The 10,471-nt window shown below is 65.7% G+C and carries 9 protein-coding genes; 7 read left to right on the top strand and 2 right to left on the bottom strand.

What is annotated here, in order from left to right; translation table 11 throughout:
* Positions 1-180, top strand: a 180-nt coding sequence (locus tag ABB27_RS20235) for a hypothetical protein (protein ID WP_083491387.1), incomplete at its 5' end; no start/stop codon positions are given.
* 260 nt (positions 181-440) lie between these two features.
* Here ABB27_RS20235 and ABB27_RS18560 read toward each other — a convergent pair.
* Together ABB27_RS18560 and metK are read right to left on the bottom strand one after the other, a co-directional pair.
* Positions 441-1,655 carry a DUF1444 domain-containing protein gene (locus tag ABB27_RS18560; RefSeq protein ID WP_057630752.1) on the bottom strand — a complete coding sequence of 405 codons (1,215 nt, stop codon included), beginning with the start codon at positions 1,653-1,655 and terminating at the stop codon, positions 441-443.
* A gap of 127 nt (positions 1,656-1,782) precedes the next feature.
* Positions 1,783-3,018 carry a methionine adenosyltransferase gene (gene metK, locus ABB27_RS18555; protein WP_057630750.1) on the bottom strand — a complete coding sequence of 412 codons (1,236 nt, stop codon included), beginning with the start codon at positions 3,016-3,018 and terminating at the stop codon, positions 1,783-1,785.
* 194 nt (positions 3,019-3,212) lie between these two features.
* Between metK and olsF the strand changes: the two genes are divergently transcribed.
* From olsF to ABB27_RS18525, 6 genes are all read left to right on the top strand, one after another.
* The gene (olsF, locus tag ABB27_RS18550) at positions 3,213-4,925 is read left to right on the top strand and encodes a bifunctional ornithine lipid synthase OlsF (protein WP_057630748.1); all 1,713 of its coding nucleotides are present in this window, start codon (positions 3,213-3,215) and stop codon (positions 4,923-4,925) included.
* Positions 4,922-5,725, top strand: a complete 804-nt coding sequence (locus ABB27_RS18545; RefSeq protein WP_057630746.1) for a UDP-2,3-diacylglucosamine diphosphatase — start codon at positions 4,922-4,924, stop codon at positions 5,723-5,725. The genes olsF and ABB27_RS18545 overlap by 4 nt, the downstream gene beginning before the upstream one ends.
* Before the next feature lie 97 nt (positions 5,726-5,822).
* Positions 5,823-7,178, top strand: a complete 1,356-nt coding sequence (locus ABB27_RS18540; protein ID WP_057630744.1) for a TolC family protein — start codon at positions 5,823-5,825, stop codon at positions 7,176-7,178.
* Positions 7,175-8,185: an HlyD family secretion protein gene (locus ABB27_RS18535; RefSeq protein WP_057630742.1), complete on the top strand. Its 1,011-nt coding sequence runs from the start codon at positions 7,175-7,177 to the stop codon at positions 8,183-8,185. The genes ABB27_RS18540 and ABB27_RS18535 overlap by 4 nt, the downstream gene beginning before the upstream one ends.
* Positions 8,170-9,336: an ABC transporter permease gene (locus ABB27_RS18530; protein WP_057630740.1), complete on the top strand. Its 1,167-nt coding sequence runs from the start codon at positions 8,170-8,172 to the stop codon at positions 9,334-9,336. The genes ABB27_RS18535 and ABB27_RS18530 overlap by 16 nt, the downstream gene beginning before the upstream one ends.
* On the top strand, positions 9,333-10,445 hold the full coding sequence (locus ABB27_RS18525) for an ABC transporter permease (RefSeq protein ID WP_057630738.1): 1,113 nt from the start codon (positions 9,333-9,335) through the stop codon (positions 10,443-10,445). The genes ABB27_RS18530 and ABB27_RS18525 overlap by 4 nt, the downstream gene beginning before the upstream one ends.
* Positions 10,446-10,471 lie beyond the last annotated feature (26 nt).

Genomic DNA, 10,471 nt, shown 5'->3' with positions numbered 1-10,471 from the left:
GCCTTGGCCTTGGCCTTGGCTTTGGCTTTGGCTTTGGCTTTGGCTTTGGCTGTAGCTGTAGCTGTAGCTGTAGCTCTGGCTTTGGCTGTGGCCTTGGCTTTGGCTGTTGCTTGGCTGTCCCTTCTCCCGCTTGCGGGAGAAGGTGCCCGAAGGGCGGATGAGGGGGTTTTAGGTTTCTAGCCGTTGCTTTTGCTGAAGCCAGCTCCAGGCCAAAGCCAAAGCCAAAGCTCCCCTCATCCCAACCCTTCTCCCGCAAGCGGGAGAAGGGCTAAGGCACAAGCGGTGCCACAGCCACAGCCACAGCCACAGCCAAAAGCTAAAGCCAAAACCAAAAAACTAAAGCCCAAACCCAAACCCAAACTCAATAAAAGTCACCGCCTTCGCAGGCAACATGCTTTGGTCAAGCACCATGGCTGCAAGGAGATGGATCTGAGCGGGAATCAGAGCGCCTGCAACTGCGCGCGCATCTGCGCATCGGGGAAACCAAGCGTGAGGTAGCGGGGCGGGTGAATATGCCGGCTGTCCTCACGCAACAGGTGGCCAAGAACAGGCTGTGCCTGCTCCCAATCCACGACCAGCATATCGGCGTCCTGGCCGTCGACCGGCGTCACCAGCACGATGCGGTCGGTGCGGGGCAATGAACTGGCGACGCCCTCCGTCCAGGCGCATAGCGAGCGCTGTTCTTCGGTATGGATCATGAAGTTGGCGACGAATACATCCTCTGCATGCTTCTCATGCACACGGTCCAACGACTGTTTCTGCTGCGCATAGGCGTTGGCATCCAACTCCAGCCGCAGTTGTCGTTGCCGCTCACGCAATTCAGCAGTGGCCAGTGTGTGTGCATGCAGCCGCCCTTCGTCGTAGCGCAGCACTTCCCATGAAATGACGCGGCCGTCGTTGAATGCATTGGCAGCCAGTTCAAGCATATGGGCCTGCGCTTGCAGATCGCCTTCACCGGCGACCAGCAGTACGTCGCGGCTGGCCAGCATGAACACCGGTAGCCCGGCCACCGGCACCCGGTGCAGCAGGTCTGGCAGAAGGGCACGGCTGCTGTCGTATGCGTCAGCCCACGCTGCCTGGTAGACGCCGGGCATGACTTCGACGAAGGGCGTGTCAGGGCTTTGCCGCAGATTGGCGCGGGCGATGACCAACGCCTGCTCGAAGTCGATGCCCCATGCCTCCTCTGGACCACGGGTGAGTGTGGCGGTGTGGTCGGGATGGTCGACAGCCAGCAGTTCCACGCACTCCTCGCTGAGGCGGCGGTACTGCAGGTGCAGCGGCGAAGCGTCCCAACCTTCCTGCTCGGCATGGTGCAGCATCAACTCCTCAAGCTGGGTGATGCTGCGGACCAAGGGGCGCAGCAATGGCCGGACCTGCTCCCAGCTCATCGCCTCATCGTTGTCGTGGATGCCCAGCAAACGGCTGAAGGATTGCAATGTCTTGCGTTGCTGCCCGCGTGGCGCGCCCAGGTAGGCGTGATAGGCGTTGTGCAGGTTGAAGTAGGAGCCATTGGCGTGGCGGATGCGGAAGCTGTCGGCCTCGTATTCCAATTCATCCGGATAGCCATTGCCGCGCACGGCGTCGATGAACTTGCGGGCAAACCGATCCTGGTCGGGCTTGTCCTTGAACAGATTGCCGATGAATGCCGAAAACATGCCAACGCTCCCTGTGTATGCGGCGCCATCGTGTGCGGATGGGCGGTCGCTTGGCAAGGGCGCAGGCACAAATGCGGACGGGCCGCTTGCGCGGCCCGTCCGGGTAGTACTTCACCTGCCGCTGAACTTACTTCAGCTTTGCAGCCTTGCGCAGGGCTTCGGCACGGTCGGTGTTTTCCCAGGAGAACGCAGTTGCGTTCTGGGTCTTGCCGTCGCCGTCGACGTACGAGAAGTCCTTCGGCTTGCGGCCGAAGTGGCCGTAGGCAGCGGTCTGCTGGTACATCGGGTGGATCAGGTCCAGCATCTTGATGATGCCGTACGGACGCAGGTCGAAGTGGGCGCGGATCAACTTCTCGATCTGTGCGTCCGGAATCTTGCCGGTGCCGAAGGTGGTGACCGAGATCGAGGTCGGCTCGGCCACGCCGATGGCGTAGGAGACCTGCACTTCGCACTTGTCGGCCAGGCCAGCGGCAACCACGTTCTTGGCGACGTAACGGGCAGCGTAAGCGGCCGAACGGTCAACCTTGGACGGGTCCTTGCCGGAGAACGCACCGCCACCGTGACGGGCCATGCCGCCGTAGGTGTCGACGATGATCTTGCGACCGGTCAGGCCGCAATCGCCCACCGGGCCGCCGATCACGAAGATGCCGGTCGGGTTGATGTGCACCTTGTTCTTCGGCAGCTTGTCCAGCCACGCCTTCGGCAGCACCGGCTTGAGGATGTGCTCGCGCACGGCCTCGACGAGGTCCTTCTGCTTCACGCCCGGATCATGCTGGGTCGACAGCACCACGGCATCAAGACCTTCGATCTTGCCGTCCTGGCCGTAACGCAGGGTCACCTGGCTCTTGGCGTCCGGGCGCAGCCACGGCAACGGCGAGTTCTTCTTCTTGCGGACCTTGGCCTGCTGCTCGACCAGACGGTGCGAGTAGTAGATCGGCGCCGGCATGAATTCCGGGGCTTCATTGCAGGCATAGCCGAACATCAGGCCCTGGTCGCCAGCGCCTTGCTCTTCCGGCTTCTTGGCCTTCTTGTTGGTGCCGTCAACGCCGGCAGCAATATCAGGCGACTGCTTGCCCAGCATGTTGATGATGGCGCAGGTGTGGCCGTCGAAGCCGACATCGGAGTTGTTGTAGCCGATTTCGTTGATGACGTTGCGGGTCAGTTCTTCGATATCGACCCACGCCGAGGTGGTCACTTCGCCGGCGACAATTGCCGCACCGGTCTTGACCAGGGTTTCGCAGGCCACGCGGGCGCGTTTGTCCTGGGTCAGGATCGCGTCCAGCACCGCATCGGAGATCTGGTCGGCAATCTTGTCCGGATGGCCTTCGGAGACCGATTCGGAGGTGAACAGGTAGCTGGACATCGGGCTATATATCCCTTGATTCGGATGGAAAGATGGTCGCGAATGATACACGCTCGACACCTTGACGGAATAGTGCCGATGCGTTTGTTGCCATACGGTTAAGGCGGGGTCACCGAATTGCCGTAAAACCGCCATCTGTCTGCCTTGTGACGGGCGCAGGCTCCCGGCCAATGGGCCGTCAGGGAGACTTCGTCATGCACCAGATCGCGCACCGCCTGCAGCAGCGCTACCCGGATTGGTTCCATGGCCCGCGCGGGCACCTGGCCCGGCCGCTGTTGCGCACAGTGGGACGGCTATCACGTTTCGAGCAGCTGGATGCCTTCCTGCAGCGCAGCGCCGGGCTACAGGGTTTCGCCTTTGTCAGCGCCGCGCTCGGCTTCCTGGACGCCGACTACACGGTCGATGCCGCGGCCTTGGCGCGGGTACCGGCCCGCGGCCGCCTGCTGATAGTCGCCAACCATCCCTCCGGGGCATTGGACGCGCTGGCCTTGCTGGATGCGGTGGGCAAGGTGCGCAGCGATGTGCGGATCATCGCCAACGACATGCTGCTGGAGCTGGAACCGCTGCGCGAGCTGCTGCTGCCGGTGCGCATCCTCGGCGGCCGTGCCCAGCGGGCCAGCCTGCAGGCGGTGGAGCAGGCGCTGCAGGCCGAGCAGTGCGTGATCGTGTTCCCTGCCGGTGAGGTCTCGCGCTTGTCGCTGCAGGGCATCCGCGATGGCCGCTGGAACCGCGGCTTTGTCCGCTTTGCCCGCGCCTGCGCGGCGCCGGTGCTGCCGGTGCGGGTGCAGGCGCGCAACTCGGCCTTGTTCTATGGCGCCTCGGCGCTGTTCAAGCCGGCCGGGACTGCCTTGCTGGCGCGGGAGATGTTCGCCCGTGGCAAACGGCCGCTGCGCTTGCAGGTTGGCGAACTGATGCAGTTGGACACGCAGCAGGAACCAACCCAGCAGCTGCAGGCGGTACGCGATGCGCTTTATGCCTTGGGCAGGCAGCGGCAGGGCGCCGAGCCGCAGGGCAGCGGCCCACAGCCCTTGGCTGAACCGATTGCCGCCGCCCAGCTTGCCGCCGCCATTGCGGATGCCGAATTGCTTGGCCAGACCGGCGACGGCAAGCAGATCCGCCTGGCCCAGTGCAGCGCCAACTCGCCGCTGCTGCTGGAACTGGGCCGGCTGCGCGAGCTGACCTTCCGCGAGGTGGGCGAGGGCACCGGCCGCAGCCGCGACCTGGACGACTTCGATCCGCTCTACCAGCACATCGTGGTCTGGGATGCGCCGGCCCAGCGCATTGCCGGTGCCTACCGGGTCATGCGCGGTGCCCCGGCGCTGGCGCGCAGTGGCCTGCAGGGGCTGTATACCGCCGGCCTGTTCCGCTATTCGGACGACGCCATCCCGCGCATCGCCGAAGGCATGGAGCTGGGCCGCAGCTTCGTGGTGCCCGACTACTGGGGCAGCCGCAGCCTGGATTATCTGTGGCAGGGCATTGGCGCCTACCTGGCCAGCCAGCCGGGCATCCGTTATCTGTTCGGCGCGGTGTCGATCAGTGCCGCGCTGCCACGTGCGGCCCGCGAACAGCTGGTGGCCTATTACCAGCAGTACTACGGCGCCAGCCGCAGCCTGGCCGAGTCGAACCGGCCATTCCAGTACTTCGCCGCGCCGCCGAGTTTCGGTGCATTGGATGCAGCGGCTGCATTCGACGTGCTCAAGGCCAATCTGGCAACGTTAGGCACCAGCGTGCCGACGCTGTACCGGCAGTACACCGACCTGTGCGAACCCGGCGGCGCGCGCTTCCTTGCATTCGGGGTGGATCCGGATTTCAGCGATTCCATCGACGGACTGATCGAAGTGGACCTGCAGGCGATCCGCCCGCACAAGCGCAAACGCTATCTGCGCGATGCCGGAGCGCTGGCATGAACGCTGTGCCGGTGCTGCCGCCATACCGGCGCGCGGTGTTCATCTCCGACACGCATCTGGGCGCGCGCCATTGCCATGCAGCCGAGCTCGCACGCTTCCTCGGCAGCCTGCGCTGCGAGCGCCTGTATCTGGTGGGTGACATCGTTGATCTATGGTGGCTTTCGCATAAGCGCGCCAGCTGGCAGCAGGCACACAACGAGGTGATCGAAGCGCTGCAGGCCCTGCGCCGTGCCGGCACCGAGATCATCTACATCCCCGGCAACCACGATGCACCGCTGCGTCGCACCTGTGGCTTGATGCTGCCGGCCATGCAGGTGCGTCGCCGCGCCATCCATACCACCGCTGATGGCCGCCGCCTGCTGGTGGTACATGGTGATGACTACGACGCCGCCACCCATTTCGGCGGGCTGCAGGAGCGCTTCGGCGATTGGCTGTACTACCGCATCCTTGGCGGCAACCGTCTGCTCAATGCTGCCCGGCGCCGGCTAGGCATGCGCTACTGGTCGCTGTCGGAGTTCCTCAAACGGCAGAGTGGTGCGGCCGAGCGCTATATCGAGCGTTTCGTGCAGGCCGGGTTGGCTGACGTACGCCGGCGCGGGCTGGACGGCATCATCTGCGGGCATATCCACCGCGCCGCGCTGATCGAGCGTGATGGCCTGATCTACGCCAACGACGGTGATTGGGTGGAAAGCCTGACCGCGCTGGCCGAGGACCCGGATGGCAGCCTGCGCCTGCTCGGCCACTGCGGGCGCACCCTGGCCTGCCTGGGCGGTGCCCAGCCGCTGGCACGGGCGGCCTGATTCTGCCGGCCTGACTTCTTACTCACTGCGCGGGCGGCTATGCTGGGGGCGGCCGACGAGCAGGGAGTATCGGGTGGCAGTCAAGCAGCCAGGCGCGATGACGATATGGGCAGGTGTGCTGTGGGTGCTGCTGGCACCGGCCGCGCGGGCCGTCGAGGCCCTGCCGGCGCTGAGCTACGAGCAGGCGCGGCAGCGGCTGGAACAGGTCTCCGATGCACTGGCCGCAGCCGATGCCGGGGTGCGCAACAAGCAGGACCTGCAGGATGCCAGCCGCTATCTGCGGTTGCCGGAAATCACCGCCGACGTGCGCCGCATGCAGTTCCAGAAAACCCTCAGCCTGCCGCTGGGTTCGCTGGCGCCGGTTGCCGAGGCTTTCGGCATCGAGTCACCGCTACAGTTCGGCGAGCGCGACTGGCGCACCCGTCCCATCGTTGCTGCCAGCGTGCCCTTGTACAGCGGTGGCTTGATACCCGCCGCGCAAGGGGCCGCGCAGGCAGCTACCGAGCTGGCCCAGGCCGAACGCGAAGTACAGCGACAGTCATTGTCGCTGCAGTTGGTGCAGGCCTACTTCGGCCAGCAGCTGGCCGAGCAGGCACTGCAGGTGCGGCGCAATGTGCGTGACGGCCTGCAGCGGCACCTTGAGGATGCACAGAAGCTTGAGCGCGAGGGCTTCGCCACCAAGGCGCAGCGCTTGCAGGCCAATGTAGCGCGGGACAAGGCCGAGCGCGAATACCAGAAGGCGGTCAACGATCTGTCCACCTTGCAGCAGGCCCTGGCCACCTTGCTGCGCAGCGGTGGCACGGTTGCGACTACCTCGCCGTTGTTCGTGATCAGCAGCCCGGTGGGGGCACGCGAGGAATTCGAACGCAGTGCCCAGCAGCGGCATCCGCAGATTGGCCGGCTGCGCGCGCTGACCGCGCAGGCCGAGCAGGGCGTGCGTGCACAGCAGGCCAAGCTCAAGCCGCAGATCTACCTGTTCGGCCAGTACGACGTGCGCCGCCGTGATGCGCTGCTGACCGATGCCGACTGGGCGTTTGGCATTGGCGTGCGTTACACCTTCCTGTCGCCCACGGCGCGGCCCTTGCAGGTCAGCGCGGCGCGGGCGCAGCTGGAGCAGGCGCAGTCGGGCCTGGACGAGGTGGAAAACCAGTTGCAGCTGGGCGTGGGCAAGGCCTGGAACGAGCTGGAGACCGCACGTGCACAGTTCCGGCTGTTGGACAGCAGCATCGTCCACGCCGAGGAGAACCAGCGCCTGCAGGAATTGTCTTTCCGCGAGGGGCAATCCACCTCGCTGGACGTGATCGACGCACGCCTGGCGTTGGGCGCTGCGCAGGTGGAGCGGGCGCAGGCCGCCTATCAGTTCGATGTGGCGCTGGCGCAGCTGCTGGAAGTAAGCGGGCAGCTGCAGGATTTCGACGACTACCGCCAACGCGCGGACAAGGTGCTGGAATGAGCGATTCGCTGCAGGTGGAAACCAGCCCGCGGCAGCGCCGCGTGTTTCTCATTGCCGGCGTGGTGCTGCTGGTGTTGGTGGTGATCGGCCTGTGGTTGGGGCTGCGCAGCCCACAGGACCAGGTGCAGGGCATGGCCGATGCCGACAACGTCAATGTCGCCGCCAAGGTCACCGCGCGCCTGCGCCAGCTGCATGTAGGCGAAGGTGACCGGGTGAGCGCCGGGCAGGTGCTGTTTGAACTGGACAGCCCGGAAGTGGCCGCCAAGGAGCGCCAAGCAGATGCGGTGGTGGCGGCGGCCAAGGCGATGGCGGCCAAGGCCGAGGACGGCGCGCGCAGCGAGGACATCCGTGCCGCCGAAGCCAACTGGAAGCGCGCGCTGGCGGGCGCGGAACTGGCTACCAGTACCTTCCGGCGGCTCGACAACCTGTATGCCGAGGGCGTGGTGAGCAGGCAGAAGCGCGATGAGGCCCAGGCCCAGGCGCGCAGTTCCAACGAACTGGCGCGGGCGGCGCGGGCGCAGTACGACCTGGCCCTGGCCGGCGCGCGGGTGGAGGACAAGGAGGCGGCGCAGGCGCAGGTAAGGCAGGCCGAAGGCGCCAAGGCCGAGGTGGATGCCGCCCGCCAGGAAACCGAAGGCCGCGCACCGTTGGCGGGCGAGGTTGGCAAGCGCATGGCCGACATCGGCGAACTGGTGCCGGCCGGCTACCCGGTGTTCACCCTGGTCGACATCGACCATCTGTGGGTGGCGTTGAACCTGCGCGAGGACCAGATGAACGGGCTCAAGCCCGGCGCTCGCCTGCAGGGCACGATACCGGCGCTGCAGGGGCGCAGTGCGACCTTCGATGTCTACTTCATCAGTCCGGCCGGTGATTACGCCACCTGGCGCAGCACCCGCCAGTCGTCCGGCTACGACGTGCGCAGCTTCGAGGTGCGGGCGCGGCCGCAGCAGCCGATCGAGGGCTTCCGGCCGGGCATGAGCGTGCTGTTTGCATGGCCGCAGGACTGACACCGGGCAAGGCCTTCACTGCCTCAGTGCGGCGTGAGCTGCGGCATTGGCGCAGTGACCGCTGGGAGCTGGCGCTGGTGACGGTGCTGCCGCTGTTGTTGATGGCGCTGATGATGTGGTTGTTCTCTGGCTCGGTGCTGCGGCAGGTGCCGATCGCCCTGGTTGACCTGGACCACAGCCCTATCAGTCGCGGCCTGGCCCGCGCGCTTGATGACAGCCCGGGTTTGCGGGTGGCGACCGAGCCGGTCTCGCTGCAACAGGCGCAGGCGCAGCTGCGCGCGCTGGATGTGTTTGCCATCGTGCTGTTGCCGCGCGACCTCAGCCGGCGTGCGCTGCGTACTGAACCGGCGCCGCTATATGCGTTCTACAACGCCACCTACATGGCCACCGGGCAATCGGCCGGGCGCGATATCGCCGATGCGGTGAGCGCCTACAACGCGCAGCTGCTGAAGGGACAGATCGGCCTGCAGGTTGGCCCGGCAAAACTGCGCGGCGCACCGGTGACGGTGCAGGCCACCGTGTTGTACAACCCGGCGCGCAGCTACGAGTTGTTCCTGTTGCCGCTGATTTTCCCGGCGATGCTGTCGTTGTTGGCGGCGCTGGCTGCTGGTGCTGCATTTGGTCGCGAGCAGCGCGACGGCTTGCTGGGCAAATGGCTGCAGCAACGGCCATGGGCCGCGATGGCCGGCAAACTTTTTCCCTATGTCGCGCTGTTCTCGCTGTATGGCGCGCTGGGAGTGATGTACCTGGCCTATGTGCGTGGCGACGGCGTGGCAGGCAGCCTGTGGCTGATGTTGTTGGCACAACCGCTGTTCTATCTGGCCAGCTGCAGTTTTGCCGTGCTGTTCATCGCGGTGACTCGCGACATGTGCACCGGGCTGTCGGCGGTGGGTCTGACCATCGGCACCGCGCTGGCGTTTTCCGGCGCGACCTTCCCGGTGATCGAAGCACCGTTGTTCACCCGCATCTGGAACGCGCTGCTACCGCTCACCGCCTATGTGCAGGTGCAGATGCAGCAGTTGTTCATGGGCTCCCCGTGGCAGCTGTCGCTGCGTCCACTGGTGATCCTGTTGCTGATGACGCTGTTGGCGGGCGGACTCGGTGCGGTCCTGCTGCTACGCCTGTCACGGCAACCGCAGGTGCGCGCATGAATGCTTTCACCGCCAGCTTCCGGCGCACGCTGCAGGCGATGTTCGCCGACCCGGCGGCGCGCGCGGTGATGATAGGTGCGGTGCTGCTGTATTCGTTCTTCTACCCGGCGGCCTACCGCCACCAGGTTGCCAGTGACCTGCCGATCGCAGTGGTGGATGACGACCACAGCGCTACCAGCCGCGATCTGATCCGCCATGTGGATGCGCTGCGTGCGGTGCGCGTGGTCAGCCAGCCAACCGATCTGGGCCAGGCCCGGCAGCAACTGCTGGCTGGCGAGGTGGATGGCATCGTGCTGATCCCGCAGCGGCTGGAGCGCGACATCCTGCGCGGCGGCAGCGGTCAACTGGTCTTGCTGGGCAATGGTGCCTACCTGAGCCGGGCCAGCGCCATCCTCAGTGGTCTTGCCGAAGGCATCACCGCTTTCGGTGGCGAGCAGGCGCGGCGCCAGGCCGCCTTCATGGGTGCACCGCAGGCGCCACCGCTGCAACTGGTGCAGCGGCCGCTCTACAACACCCGTGAAGGCTATGGCAGCAGCGTGGTGCCGGGGGTATCGGAACTGATCGTGCACCAGACCCTGCTGCTCGGCATCGGCGTGCTATTGGGCAGTCGCCGTGCGCAGTTGGGGCGGCGCCTGCATTTCGACCTGCCGACCCTGTCAGGCATGGTCGTGGCGTTCGCGATGGTTGCGCTGTGCGGGCTGCTGTACTACGTCGGTTTCACCGCCTGGGCGCAGGATTACCCGCGTGGCGGCAACATCCCCGGCCTGTTGCTGGCCGTGCTGTTGTTCGCGCTGGCGACGGTGCCGTTCGGGATGTTCATCGCCAGCTTCTTCGATACCCGTGAGCGTGCCTTCCAATACATCACGGCGGTGTCGATCCCGCTGTTCTTCCTGTCCAATCTGTCCTGGCCGGCCTTGGCGTCGCCACCGGTCTTGGTGGCGCTGGCCAAGTTGTTGCCCACCACCGCCGGCATCAATGCCATCGTCCGCACCCAGCAGCTGGGTGCGAGCGTGCCGGAAGTTGGCGGCGAGCTGCTCAATCTGCTGTTGCTGGCAGTGCTGTACTGCGGCCTGATGCTGTGGCGGCTGGCTGGCAGGCGGCAGCACTGAACGCAGCGGCGGCTGCTAGCATCGGC

It is taken from the genome of Stenotrophomonas terrae (genome assembly GCF_001431465.1).
Lineage (GTDB): Bacteria > Pseudomonadota > Gammaproteobacteria > Xanthomonadales > Xanthomonadaceae > Stenotrophomonas > Stenotrophomonas terrae.
This window is presented reverse-complemented; position numbering and strand designations above follow the sequence as displayed.